13 protein-coding genes and 1 other annotated feature are annotated in these 16614 nt (G+C 43.7%); all 13 genes read left to right on the top strand.

The genetic code is table 11. The features are described 5' to 3' along the window. Positions 1-259: 259 nt before the first annotated feature. The 13 genes from C6Y45_RS05195 (at position 260) to lspA (ending at position 16614) form a co-directional block, all read left to right on the top strand. On the top strand, positions 260-1729 hold the full coding sequence (locus tag C6Y45_RS05195; protein WP_107583970.1) for a UDP-N-acetylmuramoyl-L-alanyl-D-glutamate--2,6-diaminopimelate ligase: 1470 nt from the start codon (positions 260-262) through the stop codon (positions 1727-1729). Next, on the top strand, positions 1729-2934 hold the full coding sequence (locus tag C6Y45_RS05190; RefSeq protein WP_107583969.1) for a UDP-N-acetylmuramoyl-tripeptide--D-alanyl-D-alanine ligase: 1206 nt from the start codon (positions 1729-1731) through the stop codon (positions 2932-2934). Before C6Y45_RS05195 ends, C6Y45_RS05190 begins: the two co-directional genes overlap by 1 nt. Positions 2935-2949: 15 nt before the next feature. Continuing rightward, on the top strand, positions 2950-3924 hold the full coding sequence (mraY, locus tag C6Y45_RS05185; RefSeq protein WP_107583968.1) for a phospho-N-acetylmuramoyl-pentapeptide-transferase: 975 nt from the start codon (positions 2950-2952) through the stop codon (positions 3922-3924). Between the two features lie 2 nt (positions 3925-3926). Continuing rightward, positions 3927-5306, top strand: a complete 1380-nt coding sequence (gene murD, locus C6Y45_RS05180; protein ID WP_107583967.1) for a UDP-N-acetylmuramoyl-L-alanine--D-glutamate ligase — start codon at positions 3927-3929, stop codon at positions 5304-5306. A 1-nt stretch (position 5307) separates the two neighbouring features. Beyond that, positions 5308-6393 carry an undecaprenyldiphospho-muramoylpentapeptide beta-N-acetylglucosaminyltransferase gene (murG, locus tag C6Y45_RS05175; protein ID WP_107583966.1) on the top strand — a complete coding sequence of 362 codons (1086 nt, stop codon included), beginning with the start codon at positions 5308-5310 and terminating at the stop codon, positions 6391-6393. Between the two features lie 311 nt (positions 6394-6704). Further along, on the top strand, positions 6705-7472 hold the full coding sequence (locus tag C6Y45_RS05170) for a cell division protein FtsQ/DivIB (RefSeq protein ID WP_245922575.1): 768 nt from the start codon (positions 6705-6707) through the stop codon (positions 7470-7472). Positions 7473-7749: 277 nt separating this feature from the next. Then, positions 7750-9036, top strand: a complete 1287-nt coding sequence (ftsA, locus tag C6Y45_RS05165) for a cell division protein FtsA (protein WP_107583964.1) — start codon at positions 7750-7752, stop codon at positions 9034-9036. A gap of 51 nt (positions 9037-9087) precedes the next feature. Continuing rightward, the gene (gene ftsZ / locus C6Y45_RS05160) at positions 9088-10227 is read left to right on the top strand and encodes a cell division protein FtsZ (protein WP_107583963.1); all 1140 of its coding nucleotides are present in this window, start codon (positions 9088-9090) and stop codon (positions 10225-10227) included. Between the two features lie 253 nt (positions 10228-10480). Then, the gene (locus tag C6Y45_RS05150; RefSeq protein WP_107583961.1) at positions 10481-11158 is read left to right on the top strand and encodes a YggS family pyridoxal phosphate-dependent enzyme; all 678 of its coding nucleotides are present in this window, start codon (positions 10481-10483) and stop codon (positions 11156-11158) included. A gap of 327 nt (positions 11159-11485) precedes the next feature. Then, on the top strand, positions 11486-11749 hold the full coding sequence (locus C6Y45_RS05145; RefSeq protein WP_107583960.1) for a YggT family protein: 264 nt from the start codon (positions 11486-11488) through the stop codon (positions 11747-11749). A 14-nt stretch (positions 11750-11763) separates the two neighbouring features. Then, entirely contained in the window at positions 11764-12543 is a 780-nt protein-coding gene (locus C6Y45_RS05140) for a YlmH family RNA-binding protein (protein ID WP_107583959.1), read from the top strand. Between the two features lie 68 nt (positions 12544-12611). After that, positions 12612-12833: a binding site (T-box leader), on the top strand. Positions 12834-13007: 174 nt separating this feature from the next. Beyond that, the gene (ileS, locus tag C6Y45_RS05135) at positions 13008-15773 is read left to right on the top strand and encodes an isoleucine--tRNA ligase (RefSeq protein ID WP_107583958.1); all 2766 of its coding nucleotides are present in this window, start codon (positions 13008-13010) and stop codon (positions 15771-15773) included. A 382-nt stretch (positions 15774-16155) separates the two neighbouring features. After that, positions 16156-16614, top strand: a complete 459-nt coding sequence (gene lspA / locus C6Y45_RS05130) for a signal peptidase II (protein WP_107583957.1) — start codon at positions 16156-16158, stop codon at positions 16612-16614.

Here is a 16614-nt window from a genome sequence, read left to right as displayed (position 1 = left end):
CAGCTCCTTTTTGGCGGGACGTGAATTTTAAAGCTGTATAACATTTTGTGAATGACGCAGATGCGGGCGGAAACCCTCCAGATGGAAGCTGAGGTTTTTTCAGTAGTGATAATGCTGAATAGATAAATAATAGACGGCCTTTTTAACTTTCAGCGTTTAAATACTGAATTTCCTTTGAAAAAAGTATGACAAATAACACCTATCAAAGTAAAATAGGATACGAAAGTTTTGAGACAAAATAAAAAGGATGAGATTACTTATGATTTCTTTACATACAATAGCTTCACTGTTTCCTATAAGGAAGGAGTATGGCAGTATAAAACATGTGGAGATAAGCAGTTTATCCATGGACTCAAGGGAAGTGGAGGCTGGATCTCTGTTTTTCTGTGTACCCGGCTATACCGTCGACGGTCACGATTATGCTGAATCTGCTGTCCGTAATGGTGCAGCAGCCCTCATTAGTGACCGCTCTCTTGAAGTCAGCGTCCCATATATTCAAGTTCCGGATGTGAGGCGGGCTATGGCTCTGGCAGCCGCCCGCTTTTATGAATTTCCAAGTATGGACATGCAGCTGATAGGCGTAACAGGCACAAATGGAAAAACTTCAGTTACACATTTTATTGAACAGATGCTTCAGGAATTAGGCAGTAAAACAGGCATGATAGGTACAATGTATACCCGATATGATGGAAAGCAGGAAGAATCGGTGAATACTACTCCTGAATCACTTACTCTGCAGAAATTGTTTAATGATATGAGGGAGACCGGTGTGAAAAAGGCTGTAATGGAAGTGTCGTCCCATGCTCTCGTCTCTGGAAGAACTCATGGTACCCAGTTTGATGTAGCAGTTTACACTAATTTGTCACAGGATCATCTCGATTTTCATCATTCCATGGAGGATTATGCGAGAGCGAAAAGCCTGCTTTTTGCGCAGCTCGGCAGTTCATATGAAAGAAATAAGCAGACGGCGGCGGTTATTAATGCAGATGATGAGTACAGTTTTATTATGGAGGAAGCTTCCGCCGCTCCAGTTTTACTTTACGGCCTGTCCGAAAAAGCCTCCATAAGAGCAGAAAACTTGAACCTGCAGCCCGGCGGGTCGTCGTTTGACTTTTGTGCTCCGGGTGTTAAACAGAAAATTCATACAGCGCTCCCTGGTAAGTTTTCAGTGTATAATGTTCTCGCTGCAGCAGCAGCTCTTTATGGAGCTGGCTATAAATGGGAAAGTATTCTCCCTCTTCTTTCTGGACTGCGGGGAGTGACCGGGAGGTTTGAACCGGTGTTGTCTGATGTTCCTGTTCATGTCATCGTTGATTATGCTCATACACCGGACAGTCTTAAAAACGTTCTGGAAACAATCAGTGGAATAGCAGAAAAGAATATATATACAGTTGTAGGCTGCGGGGGAAATCGTGATAAAGCTAAACGTCCCCTTATGGCAGAAGAGGCGGAACGTTACAGCAGCCATGTTTATCTTACTTCAGACAACCCGCGTCTGGAAAAACCGGGAGATATTATAAATGATATGGAAAAAGGAATGTCCGGAGCTTCCTATACAGTTGTAGAAGATCGAAAAAAAGCAATTTTTGAAGCGGTGAAGCGTGCATCTGCAGGAGATGTAGTGCTTATTGCTGGAAAAGGACATGAAACTTATCAGGAGATAGGCCGGGAGAGATTTGATTTTAATGACCGTCTAGTTGCCGAAGAAGCCTTAAAGGAGTGGGAATAATGACAGCATTCGTAACCTCATCCAAATTGCAGCAGCTGGCAGATAAATCAGTCGGTAATAAAAAGGAGCTGGTTTTTCCTAAAGTAGTCAGCAGCATTTATGATGTGGAAGAAGGTACACTTTTTGTTGCAAAGAAAGATTCACGGTATGATGGTCATCAATTCATTGAAGCAGCAGTAGAAGGTGGGGCAGCGGGAGCTTTATGGCACATAGATGAGCCGGTACCAGCTACGCTTCCTGATGATTTTCCTTTGTTTATGAGCCCGGATCCAGAAGGTCTCTGCCGTGAACTTGCTGGACAATATCTTAATGACCATAGAGCAGATGTCGTTTTTGTAGAGGGAGATTATACTGCTTCTATTCTTCTCAGGGTGTTGAAAGCCTGGACAGGGGGACGGCGTACAGCTTTTATAAAAGAACAGGAAAGCCGGGGAACAGAGACAGCTGAAATAGTACTTTCACTCGACATAGACACAGAGATTGTGTTTATAGAAGCAGTAGAAAGCAGTGTGCGTATGTACGACAGAGCTTCACTTTTGCAGCCGGACATAGCTCTCATAAGCTATTACCGGGGAAAATCACTGGAGGAGGCGGACATTCTCGAAGGAATGAAGGAAACGATACGTATTTCTGTTAACCCACCTGTACCCGTTTCTCAGGATTTAAACATCCCACCGTGGATTGAAAGCTACCGTCCTCTGCTTGAAGCTGCAAGTCAAGTGTATCGAATGACTACTGAAAAAACGGATGCGCCTGTAGATCTGCTGACGCCGGAAACGTTCGGTTATCAGACGCTGAATACCAAAGCAGAAGGACTCGTTCTTTTTGAGGCGGAAGCCATGGAGAGGGCAGATCTCGATTATGCCCTCGGCTGGCTTTCCCACATTCAGCCGTATGAACGAAGAATTCTTGTTATTGATGAAGGGTTTCAGGCAGACAGGACACATAAATCCGTCCATGAATTGTTTGCTGATCATATTACCACTGCTGTTACAGACGTATTTTCTGTCGGCGAAAAGGCTTTCTGGGTTCATGATGCTCTGGAAAGATCTGGAAGAGAAGATTTAATCAGTAAATATTACAAAACTCATATAGAAGCGATGGAGGATCTGCGGGAAGCCATGAATGGTCCCAATGTTATGCTCTACAAAGGTGCCAACCGGGCTTTAATATATGAAATTTTAAATGAATTGAACAGAGAGTAGAGAGGGGAAAGTTTTATGCTTGAAAATGGGCTGTTTTTTGCCTTGTTGTTATCGTTTTTGCTTACAGTATTTTTATCACCGGTGTTTATACCTTTTCTTAGACGGCTGAAATTTGGTCAGAGTATTAGAGATGAAGGGCCGGAGTCCCATCGGAAAAAAACGGGAACCCCAACGATGGGAGGATTAATGATAATATTTTCTCTTGCTATAGGCTCTGTTATTATTGCCGGGCAGTTTCACACTATCAATGTGGAATTATGGCTTCTTCTGCTCGTAACACTCGGATTTGGATTACTTGGTTTCCTGGACGATTATATAAAAGTGGCTAAAAAAAGAAATCTTGGTCTCACATCGAAACAGAAATTTTTAGGACAGGTGGCTATCAGTGCAGTAGTTTATTTCGTCCTTGTGCAGACAGGCCTTTCTACAGAGATTGCAGTACCGGGTACTGCCTGGAGCGTGGATATAGGCTGGTTGTATTTACCACTTATTATCGTAATGCTTGTTGGTGCAAGTAATGCTGTGAATTTAACTGACGGACTGGACGGTCTTGTAGCTGGAACAGCAGCTGTGGCATTTACAGCTTTTACGATCGTCGCTGCTGTATTCGAACTGTGGACGGTTTCTGTTTTTTCAATAGCTGTAGTAGGAGCAGTGCTCGGTTTTCTCGTATTTAATGCGCATCCTGCCAAAGTGTTTATGGGGGATACAGGTTCTCTCGCCCTGGGAGGAGCTCTGGCAATGATTGCTATTCTTACAAAAACAGAGCTTCTGCTCGTCGTGGTAGGAGGGGTTTTTGTTATTGAAACACTTTCTGTTATGCTCCAGGTAGGCTCGTACAAACTCCGTAAAAAACGTATTTTTAAAATGAGTCCACTGCATCATCATTTCGAACTTTCCGGATGGAGTGAATGGCGTGTTGTACTTACTTTCTGGGCGGTCGGGGGAATACTCGCTGCTGCAGGAATCTGGCTGGAGGTAGGATTATAAAAATGAAAACTAAAACAAGATGGAAAAATACAGAAGTGCTGGTACTAGGTCTTGCACGCAGCGGGACGGAGGCAGCGAAGCTGCTGTACAGGCTCGGGGCTGATGTGACTGTCAACGATCAGGCTCCTTACGAAGGAAATATTCAGGCGCAGGAGCTTGAAAAACTGGGCATTAAAGTAGTATGTGGAGGCCACCCTCCCAACCTTGTTCACAGCGGACTTAAGGCTCTCGTAAAAAATCCCGGTATCCGTTATGATCACCCTATTGTTGAGAAGGCCGTTCAGCTGGGAGTACCGGTTCTGACAGAAATTCAGACTGCCTTCGATGCGGCTGACTGTCCTATAATTTCGGTTACCGGATCAAATGGTAAAACAACGACGACCTCCTATATAGGAGAAATGTTTAAAGAAGATGGTCCAAAGGCGGTAGTAGCCGGTAACATAGGCAGACCCGCTTCAGAAGCTGTACAAAGTACGGATTCTTCCGACGTTCTTGTAATGGAGCTTTCCAGCTTTCAACTTCTTGGAATTGATACGTTCAGACCGAAAGTAGCAGTACTGCTGAACTTAGTTGATGCTCATCTGGATTATCATGGATCGAGGGACGAATATATTCGGGCAAAAAAACAAATTTTTCGATACCAGACATCCGACGATTATCTCGTTTACAATGAGGACGATCCTGCTGTCGTAGAAATGGTTAAAACATCAGCGGCCCATAAAGTCCCTTTTTCTCTAAAACGTGATCTTCCAGAAGGAGCATGTGTAAAAAAACAGGCCATTTGGCTTTTCGGAAAAGAACTGCTCAGTTTAAAAGAATTTTCGCTTCCTGGAGAACATAATACGGCCAATGCACTTGCAGCTGCCGCTGCCGCTAGTATTGGGGGGGCGAGTAAAGCTCAAATCCGCAAAGTTCTCCGGACGTTCAGCGGGGTGGAGCACCGTCTTCAATTTATCAAAGAGTGGAAGGGCCGGCGGTTTTATAACAATTCGAAAGCAACAAATGTACCCGCGACTATCACCGCTCTTAAAGCATTTGAAGAACCTGTTATCCTTATAGGCGGGGGACTGGACCGGGGGCTTGCATTTGATGAGCTTGAAAAGTATATGGGGAAAGTAAAAGCGGTATTTACTTATGGTGAAACTGCGGAAAAAATCGCAGAAACTGCCAGAAAAGTCTCTGTGAAAAACGTAAAAACATTTGAAATTCTGAACGATGCTGTAGATGAAGCGGTTGGGTGTTCTGAAGATGGAGATGTGATTTTGCTCTCTCCTTCCTGCGCATCGTGGGACCAGTACCGTACATTTGAAGAACGTGGAGACACATTTATTCGAACAGTCGAGCGTTTGACAGCTGAAACCAGCACTGGAGGGCAAAAATAAAATGAAGGTATTAATATCCGGCGGCGGAACGGGAGGGCATATTTATCCGGCACTCGCTTTAATTCGTCATCTGGAGAAAGAACATGAAGCTGAATTTTTGTACGTGGGCACCGAAAAGGGTCTGGAAGCATCGATTGTTCCAAAAGCAGGCATTAAATTTAAAAGTGTTCATATTACTGGTTTCCGCAGAAAATTAAGTGCGGAAAATGTCAAAACTGTACTGCGTTTTTTGAAAGCTGTAAAAACTGCCCGCAAATACATTGAGGAGTTCAAGCCCGATATCGTAATAGGTACGGGAGGCTACGTATGCGGGCCTGTTGTCTACGCTGCTTCCAAAGCAGGGGTGCCGACTATTATCCATGAACAGAACAGCGTGCCCGGGCTGACCAACAAATTTCTTGCCAGGTATGTTGATAAAATTGCTGTATCTTTTAACGAAGCGGAAAATTACTTCCCTAAAGAAAAAGTAGTATTCACGGGGAATCCCAGGGCGAGTGAAGCAGCAGAAACTAAGGGGAGCGGCGGGGCACTTAAAGCTGTCGGGCTATCAAATGAACTTCCTACAGTTCTTATCGTAGGTGGAAGCAGAGGAGCAAGGCCGATAAATGAAGCGGTAATGTCCGCTTTTCCATCCTGGGACGGGCAGGATTTCCAGGTGGTTTATGTTACCGGAGAAGTTCACTACGAGGAGATAGCTGCAGATCTCAAGGAAAAAGAAACCGAAAAATTAAAGGCTGTACCGTACATTGATGATATGCCTTCCCTGCTTAAAGAAGTAAATTTGGTGGTTGCCCGTGCCGGGGCGACTACACTTGCAGAACTGACAGCTCTAGGTCTTCCGTCCATCCTTGTTCCCAGTCCGTACGTGACCAATAATCATCAATTTAAAAATGCCAAAGCGCTAGTGGATAAGGGGGCTGCGGTTCTAATCGAAGAAAACAGCCTGAATGCAGAATCGCTCACGCAGGCAATTCAACAAGGGCTGACAGCAGAGAATGAGCAGCTGATGAAAAAGAAAGCTCTGGAGGCAGGGGTTCCCGAATCGGCTGCCCTGCTTACGAAGGAAATTAAAAAACTGTTAAACTAAATGACTTTAAATAAGCGCAGGGTGCGCTTTGGGGCCTGGAGAAAAACCTTCACTTTCAACCGGCCTGCCGTGGAGGAGATTTTCGTGCAGGCTGTGTCCTCCGGGAACGGGGTTTAAAATAAAATGCTTCATGTCGCTCAATCTGCGCACCCGGGGCGCAATAAATGAGTCGGTTCATTTCCGAAATTCGAAAAGGGTAACTGAAAATACATTGACACCCGCTTGCAAGTAAATTAATAGTTATATTCCATATGGTTTTGGCAGGTAAAGAAATACAGTTTAAAAGAAAGACAGGGGAGAAAACGGAATTGGTGAATAAAACAGTAATCGATATGGAGGATAAACTGCCCCAGCTGAAAGAGCAGCGTAAAAAAAGGGCCCGTAAAAGGCTGATTATATACATTTCTGTTTTCCTGCTTGCCATAGTTGGGATGCTGTATATGCAGAGCGGACTCAGTAATGTTAAAAACGTAGAAGTTTCAGGAAATGAATCTATAGAAGTAGAGGAAATAATACAACTTTCTGACTTGAGTGAAGAAGTGAATATTTGGAATTTAAATAAAGAAGAAAGGATAGCTGGCATAGAAAGCCATGACGTTATTTCAAGAGCCGATATGAACAGAAGGTGGTTTAATACTGTTTATATCCAGGTAGAGGAATATGAAACAGCTGCCTATATTATTAATGATGATAATAGTCCTGTTCCACTTCTGGAAAATGGAGTTCTTCATGAATCAGCCTCCTACACACCCGGCGGGGCACCGCTTCTTCGTGATTTTGAGCAGCAGTCCCACGCGGCGTCTGTAGCTGAAGAACTTGAAAAAATGAATCCATCTGTTAAAGAACGAATTTCTGATATTATTTACAGTCCGGTGGAAGAAAGAGAAGATCAGCTGATTGTATTAATGAACGATGGTTGGACCGTAAGCTCAACTATAACTAATTTTGCAGAAAGAATGGAACCATATCCCGCTGTCGTTCAGGAATTAGACCCTGATCAGGAAGGGATTCTCCATATGAGAATCAACCCGTACTTTGAATCATTTAATGATAATGGCTCAGAAGATGACACTCTTTAGAAAGTCATAAAAAAAGCACTATAAAAAGTTTTTCGACAAATCTTTTATCTGAGCCTATAATCGCTTTTCTAGTCCTTCAACTTAGTGTAGACTTGTACATAGTGGCTGGAAAGGCAGCTGGAAACTAAAAAGATAATTTCACAGCAGGCAATTTAAAAATTTGAAATGATAAATAAGGAATTACCATTGTAATAGTAAAAACTACTATTATAATTAGTATAGGATAAAGTTAATAAAGAGAGAGCTGCCACATGTCAGCTGAAGGAGGTGCCACCCGGTGAATTATGATCATACATATGTAACACTAGATATTGGGACGTCCAACGTCCGTATCGTAATTGGTGAAGTATCAAATGGAGCATTAAATATAATTGGTGTGGGAGAGGTTAAATCAGCAGGACTCCGCAGAGGAGCAATTGTTGATATTGACGACACGGTGAATTCCATCCGCCAGGCGGTGGAAAAAGCGGAGCGCATGATCGATATGTCGATCTCCAAAGTTATAGTAGGAGTATCAGGTAATCAGATTCAACTGCAGTCCTGTCATGGTGTGGTAGCAGTGTCGAGCGATGACCGTGAAATCAGTGATGAAGATGTTAAGCGGGTGATTGATGCAGCCCAGGTAATGTCAATACCACCGGATCGTGAAGTCATCGATGTTATTCCTAAACAGTTTATCGTCGACGGGCTGGATGAAATCAACGACCCCCGCGGCATGATGGGTGTCCGTCTCGAAATGGAAGGAACAATTATTACCGGTTCAAAAACTATTCTTCACAATCTTCTCCGATGTGTTGAAAAGGCGGGTCTTGAAACCGCGGATATAGTACTATCTCCGCTTGCGGCCGGTTCTATTGCACTCTCCAGAGACGAAAGAAGCCTGGGAGTAGCCCTTCTGGATCTCGGAGGGGGTTCCACTACTGTTTCTGTTTTTCAGGATGGAGCGCTTCAGGCCGTCCGTATGATCCCTATTGGCGGAGAGCATATTATCAACGATATTGCAGTGGGTCTTCGTACTTCTTCCGAAGAAGCGGAATCTATAAAGCATATTTATGGCCATGCGCTGATTAACGACGCCTCCGATGATGAGACTTTTGAAGTTTCGGAGATAGGCAGTGATCAGCTGCAGGAATTTTCCCAGTGGCAGCTGGCCAATATTATTGAGCCGCGTTCTGAAGAAATTCTGATGCTCGTAACACAGGAACTTAAAAAACTTGGTTACGATAAACTGCCGGGTGGATTTGTGCTTACCGGTGGAAATGCCAAAATACCGGGTATGCTTGAGCTGTCAAAAGAAGTTTTTCAGCAGAATGTACGCGTATCCGTTCCGGACTATATTGGTGTCCGGGAACCTCAATATACAAATGGGGTCGGCCTGATTACCTTTGCCAACAAGAATGCACGTATTCAGGGAAAACAGCTGGATTCTGGGTTGGAAGAAAAAGTGACTGCCCCTCTTCACCGTCAGGAAACAAAGCGTGAAAGGCCTCATCAGCAGTCGGCAAAAGAAGGACCGGGCTTAAAGGAAAAAGTTTCAAAAATGTTTAAGTCCTTTCTTGAATAGGTGAATTCCGGTTATATTTAAACGAACGATTTGAAATGGAGGATCGCAATTATGCTAGAGTTTGAAATGGAATCTGAGCAGATGGCAAAAATTAAAGTAATTGGTGTCGGTGGAGGCGGAAGCAACGCCGTTAACCGAATGATCGAAAACGGGCTTCAAGGCGTAGAATTTATCGCAGTTAATACGGATGCCCAGGCACTGAAAATGTCCCAGGCAAACGAACGCCTGCAGCTGGGTGGAAAGCTGACACGCGGACTTGGAGCCGGTGCAAATCCTGACATTGGTAAAAAAGCCGCTGAAGAAAGCCGGGAACAGCTTCAGGAGCTGCTTCAGGGAGCAGACATGGTATTTATTACAGCTGGTATGGGTGGAGGTACCGGAACAGGTGCAGCTCCAGTCATTGCAGAAATTGCCAAAGAATGCGGTGCGTTGACAGTAGGTGTTGTTACAAGACCTTTCACTTTTGAAGGACGTCGCCGTACTACGCATGCAGCTTCCGGTATCGAAGCTCTGAAAGATGCAGTCGACACGCTTATCGTTATTCCTAACGATCGTCTTCTTGAAATCGTAGATAAAAATACTCCTATGCTTGAGGCATTCCGTGAAGCGGATAATGTTTTGCGTCAAGGTGTGCAGGGTATTTCTGACCTGATTGCAGTACCGGGTCTTATCAACCTCGACTTCGCCGACGTGAAAACTATTATGAGTGAGCAGGGCTCAGCGCTTATGGGCATTGGTGTAGCGACAGGAGAAAACCGTGCCGCGGATGCAGCTAAGAAAGCTATTTCCTCTCCACTCCTTGAAACAAGTGTCGATGGAGCCCAGGGTGTACTCATGAATATTACCGGCGGATCAAACCTCAGCTTATTTGAAGTTCATGAAGCAGCAGAAATCGTATCCTCTGCTTCCGATCAGGAAGTAAACATGATTTTTGGTTCTGTAATTAATGAAAATCTTGAAGACGAAATCGTAGTTACTGTTATCGCTACAGGATTTGAAGAACGTCTTCAACAGCAGGCGGCTGCGAAACCCCAGCGCCAGAGCAAGCCTCAAACGCAGGCTGCACCGCGCAAAGAAAGCTATTCAAAGCCTGAACCTCAGCAGGAGCACTCTTCTCCTGAGCCTGAACCTCAGCAGGACGATGACGCGCTTGATATTCCGGCGTTTCTGCGCAACAGACGCAGACGATAATAAAGCCAAGCTGTCCGGGAACGGACAGCTTGTTTCTTTTGAAAAGAAAAACTCTATATAAGTGTATTGAACATAGGGTGATGATAGAAATTGATTGTAGCATGAGGGTTAAAAGTAAGGTGACACTTATAGGCCTCTATTGGATAAAAAGCACTGGACCTCTGTTCAGTCAAAAGCAGTTAATATTGAACTGTCCAGAAATTTTCTTTATGATATATTTAAAAGTGGGGCTCGTTTTAAAAGGAGTGACTATATGAGTGTAAAGGATAATTTACAGAAACTTGAATCCCGTATCGGGAAGGCGTGTGAACGAACCGGCCGCAGTGCTGACGATGTACATATTGTTGCAGTAACAAAATATGTTTCTATTGAACGGGCGAAAGAGGCAGTACAAGCGGGTATCGGTCATTTAGGCGAAAATCGTCTCGAAGGTGCCATGGAAAAATATGAAGCTATCGGTTCCGGAGCGGAATGGCATTTCATAGGCAGCCTTCAATCCCGGAAGGTAAAAGAAATGATTCACGCCTACAGTTATGTTCATTCGTTAGACCGTACTTCACTGGCTAAAGAAATCAATAAAAGAGCTTCGGAAGGTCAGAAAATGAAATGTTTCGTGCAGGTGAATGTGAGCGGTGAAGAAAGTAAATCCGGAATAAAACCGGACGAAGTAATGGATTTTGTACTTTCTATGGAGAAATACCCGGCTGTAGAAATTATCGGGCTCATGACGATGGCGCCTTATGCAGAAAATCCAGAAGAAGTAAGACACTATTTTAAGCATCTTAGAGAACTCAGAGATAAGGTGAAAGACAAAAAGCTGCCTTACGCACCCTGCACAGAACTTTCCATGGGGATGTCCAACGATTTCGAAGTAGCAGTAGAAGAAGGAGCTACTTATATACGTATAGGTTCTATTCTGGTAGGAGAATAAGTTAAGATAATTTTATCAGTAGATAAGTATTCAGCTGAAATCTCCTACGTCCGGGAAGTCCACAAGATTTTCTTTTCGATGAAGACATTTAATGATCGTATCAGGCTTCCAGGATTCAAAAGTTTTCGGATTGGATTGTTACTAAAGAGAGAAGCGTATTATAGACATTTTAAGCGGAAAAGTTTACGCTGTACTAAGGAAATACAATCATCTTAGAAGTTTTTTCACTGAAATATTGAAGGTGGTCAAACAAGTTCCCAATCACAAATAAAATCTTTTCAAATACCGTTTTCAGGTGTTGAAAAAATAGCAGGCAGGTGAAGTTACATGGCAAGCATAGCGAATATTATCGTCCAGCTCATGCAGATATACTGGTTTATTTGTATTATTTATATTTTTATGTCCTGGGTTCCGAATGCAAGAGAGTCACAGTTTGGTCAGACGATAGGCAAGCTGGTGGAACCTTTTTTTGCTCCTTTCAGACAGATTATACCGCCGATTGGTATGATTGATATTTCTCCAATCGTTGCATTAATTGCACTTCGGTTTGCAATGGATGGCGTACGCTATCTGTTCTCTCTATTTATGTAAACGGGAGGCTGCAGATGTCAATTTATGAACATTTCCGCAGAGAAGAACATTCTTTTATCGATCAGGTTCTTGATTGGAAAAACGTTGTGCAGGATGAATACCGCTCGAAGTTATCAGATTTTCTCGACCCCCGTCAGCAGAATATCGTCTCGAGCATAATAGGAACTTCCGGAGAGGTTACAGCAGCTTTTTTCGGGGGTTCGGAAACAGCCGAGCGCAAAAGGGCACTGCTGCATCCGGATTATATGGTACCGGAACTTGATGATTTTGAAATACAGGCGTATGAATTGGAATACCCTGCCAAGTTTGTGACAATTGATCATCCCCAGGTTTTAGGCACATTAATGGGGCTCGGCTTAAAAAGAGAGAAATTTGGAGACATTATATTTTCAGGAGAAAAGATTCAATTAACTGCTGCCCGGGAAACAGCTTCTTATATTGAGCAGCAGGTAACGAGTGTAGGAAAAGCGAAAGTATCCCTCCGGCCTATCGGGCTGGAGGAACTTTTAAGTGCGAAGGAACCCTACGTGGAAGATGTTGTAACTGTGTCATCATTAAGACTTGATACCATCCTCGGGGAAGCCTTCCGTTTATCGCGGTCCAAAGTAAAACCTTTCATTCAGTCGGAAAAAACGAAAGTGAATTGGAAAGTTATTCATGATCCTTCGTTCCAGGTGGAGGGTGGAGACATGCTTTCTATGCGTGGAAAGGGACGCTGCCTGCTTCATTCAGTCGAAGGGCAGACAAAAAAAGGGAAATACCGGATAGTTCTTCGCTTTTATGGAAAGCGGTAATTTCTCTGTGTCAACAGCTTAAGCAGAGCTTGACGCTTACTTTCTTCTTCGATTATACTTAAACTAATTTTCAAGCGCCGATAGGGTCAGTATGTACAGAATTATTTCCTCAGCGAGCCGGGGGTGGTGGAAGCCCGGTGGAATATCTGTTCTGAAAATCTCCCTGGAGCTGCCTGCTGAACGGACCTTTCCAATTAGGCAGAGCCGGTTAATAACCGTTACATTATTCGAAAGAGGCTGGATTCCAGCTATTTTGGGTGGTACCGCGGGTTTTACTTCTCGTCCCTGTTTTCAGGGCGGGAAGTTTTTTTATTTAAGCTCAATCGACGTTCAATACTGTTTTTTCACATGCAGTGCTGAAACCATAACACTCTTGGGAGAGAAGACCGTAGAAGCTCTTTTGTAACATTAACCGATAAAAACAGAGTATTTATTTTATCAAGACACTTAGGAGGGTTCATAATATGAACTATAAAGAAACACTACTTATGCCTAAAACAGATTTTCCTATGAGAGGCAACCTGCCAAACAGAGAGCCGGAGATGCAGCAGGACTGGCAGGCAGAAGAAATATATAATAAAGTACAGGAGCGGACAAAAGGACGGCCGGTCTTCATACTTCATGACGGCCCCCCCTATGCTAATGGTGACATTCATATGGGACATGCTCTCAATAAAATATTAAAGGACTTTATTGTACGGTCAAAATCCATGACCGGCTATCATGCTCCTTACGTCCCCGGTTGGGATACCCACGGCCTTCCTATTGAAACAGCACTTACTAAAAAAGGAAAAGTCGACCGTAAAAAGCTGAGTATCGCCGAATTCCGTCAAAAGTGTGAAGAATACGCACTGGAGCAGATTGATAATCAAAGAGAACAGTTTAAGCGCCTCGGAGTTAGAGGGGACTGGGAAAATCCCTATGTCACGCTGACTCATGATTATGAAGCTCAACAAATAAAAGTTTTCGGGGAAATGGCGAAAAAAGGCTACATTTACAAAGGAAAAAAACCGGTTTACTGGTCTCCTTCATCAGAATCTGCTTTAGCAGAAGCGGAGATTGAATATCATGACAAGCGTTCTCCGTCCATCTATGTCACTTTTGACGTAACAGAAGGAAAAGGAATTCTTCTAGGAGATGAAAAGATCATCATATGGACGACTACACCGTGGACAATTCCGGCAAACCTGGCGATTGCACTGCACCCGGATCTTGATTACGCCGTAGTGGAGACCAAAAACGGGAAGTATGTGGCAGCTAAAGATTTAATTGAGGATCTTGCAGAAAAATTTGAATGGGAAAATTATGAAATCACCGGAGAATATACAGGGAAACAGCTGGAAGGGATTCGTACGAAGCACCCTTTATACGATAGAGAATCTCTCGTCATTCTTGGAGATCACGTTACTCTGGATGCTGGTACCGGATGTGTTCATACAGCACCGGGGCACGGGGAAGATGACTATATTGTCGGACAGCGGTATAATCTGGATGTGCTGTGCCCGGTTGATGACAGAGGCGTATTCACAGAAGAAGCACCAATGTTCGACGGACTTTTTTACGACACAGCCAATAAACCAATCACAGAAAAATTAGAGGAAGCAGGGCATTTGCTCAAACTGGATTTCTTTACCCACTCCTATCCGCATGACTGGCGTACTAAAAAACCAGTGATTTTCCGGGCAACTTCCCAGTGGTTTGCTTCTATCGATAACATTCGTGAAAATTTACTCCGCGAAGTGGAACGCGTAGAATGGCTTCCGAAATGGGGGGAAACGAGACTGTACAATATGGTTCGTGACCGGGGTGACTGGTGCATATCCCGACAGCGTGCCTGGGGAGTTCCTATTCCTATTTTCTACGGGGAAAACGGAGAACCGATTATTACAGATGAAACGATCTCTCATGTTTCACAACTTTTTCGCGAGCATGGATCCAATATTTGGTTTGAAAAAGAAGCAGCGGATCTTCTGCCTGAAAATTTCTCGTCTGAACACAGCCCGAATGGTGTTTTTACGAAAGAAACGGATATAATGGACGTCTGGTTCGATTCCGGTTCATCCCATCAGGCTGTACTTGAAGAACGGGAAGATCTGCAGCGTCCAGCGGATGTGTATCTTGAAGGATCAGATCAGTATCGTGGATGGTTTAACTCCTCATTATCAACGTCTGTTGCTGTTACTGGTAAAGCGCCATTTAAATCCGTTATCAGTCACGGGTTCACGCTTGATGGCAAAGGGAAAAAAATGAGTAAGTCCCTTGGTAACGTCATTATTCCCAACAAAGTAATGAAGCAGCTTGGAGCAGACATTCTGCGTCTCTGGGTTGCCTCTGTAGACTATCAGGCAGATGTCAGGGTATCGGATGATATATTAAAGCAGGTAGCTGAAGTGTATCGGAAAATCCGCAACACTTTCCGTTTTATGCTTGGGAATCTGAACGATTTCAACCCAGCCATCGACAAAGTACCGTATGAAGAACTTTCCAGTCTTAATAAATATATGATGGTAAAAATAAATGATCTTGTACGTGATGTACGGTCCGCCTATGATGAATATCAGTTTTCCGCCGTGTATAACAAGGTGCATAATTTCTGCACAATTGAACTGAGTTCCTTTTTCATGGATATTGCAAAAGATACGCTGTACACTAAACATTCTGATCATCCGGAGCGTCGGGGAATACAGACAGTGATGCATGAAGCGCTGACTTCGCTTGTAAAGCTTCTAAGCCCTCTTATTCCACACACAGCGGAAGAAGTTTGGGCACATCTGGAACACAAAGAAGCGACAGCTGTTCAGCTTACGGATATGCCGGAAGTGAAATCGTTCCAAAACACGGAAGAAATTGTGTCGGATTGGGATCGTTTCATGGTACTGCGCGATGATGTCATGAAAGCACTGGAAGATGCAAGAAATGAAAAAGGCATTAAGAAAAACCTGCACGCAGCTGTCGAAGTGTATGCAGAAGAAAACGATAAGAAACTGCTGGATTCTATCGATAATTTAACTAAGCTGTTTATTACATCCGGTGTTGAAGTATACAGCACAATGGATAAACCTGGTGAAGCTGCCGATTACGATGAAATGTCAATTTTAGTTAAACGGGCCGAAGGAGAAACGTGTGAACGGTGCTGGATGGTTTCCACAGAACTAGGAAAAGATCCTGAACACCCTGACCTCTGTCCGGAATGTACTGAAACGGTGGTTCACCATTACGTAAGCCGGTAAGACCGAAAAGCAACCCTTTTGCAGAATAACTGCCCTGCATTTTATGGATGTTCAATATAAGAAGAGGAATGAAAGCTGTTGAAAAAGTGTTTTTATGTATAAAAAGACGTTTTTTGCTTTCGCCTCCGCAGGACACTGTCCGGACGGGCCGGCTTCAGCTGATTTCTACCGCCGGGAAGTGCAGAAGAGGCTTAAACGCTGGAATAATTATTTTGAAATTAAGACTTAATCAACACTCTGGAAAGCTGTCTCTGCCGACTGAAGGCAGAGACAGTTTTTATTTAAGAAGGGGAGAGGTATTATATGTAAGCAATTGCTCTGACCCCGGAGCCTGTGCTATGATGTTTCAGGAAGATGGTTTGGAGAAACGGAGGACAATCAGGTGATTTATTACGTTATAGCAGCGGTCATTATTGCATTGGATCAATTTACAAAGTGGCTGGTTGTCATCAATATGGAAGTCAGGGAAAGCATCCCTATTATTGAAAATGTACTCTACTTGACTTCCCACAGAAATGAAGGGGCAGCTTTTGGTATACTTCAGGGCCAGATGTGGCTTTTTTACATAGCGACAGTCGGAGTCGTTGCAGCTATTATTTACATGATTCAGACACAGCTGAATGGAAGCCGATGGTATGGTACTGCTCTTTCCCTCGTATTGGGAGGAGCTGTAGGCAACTTTATTGACCGGGTACTGGAAGGTGCCGTAGTCGATTTTATTGATATGTATATTTTCACGTATAATTACCCAATTTTTAATGTAGCAGATATGGCTCTCGTGACCGGGGTAATTATGGTAATCATCCACGTATTTATGGAAGAAAAACGACAGGAGAAATGA

Origin of the sequence: Alkalicoccus saliphilus (assembly GCF_003044065.1) — a bacterium.
GTDB classification, from domain to species: domain Bacteria; phylum Bacillota; class Bacilli; order Bacillales; family Salisediminibacteriaceae; genus Alkalicoccus; species Alkalicoccus saliphilus.
Note: the sequence above shows the minus strand (reverse complement) of the source record. Positions and strands in the feature narration are given on the sequence as shown.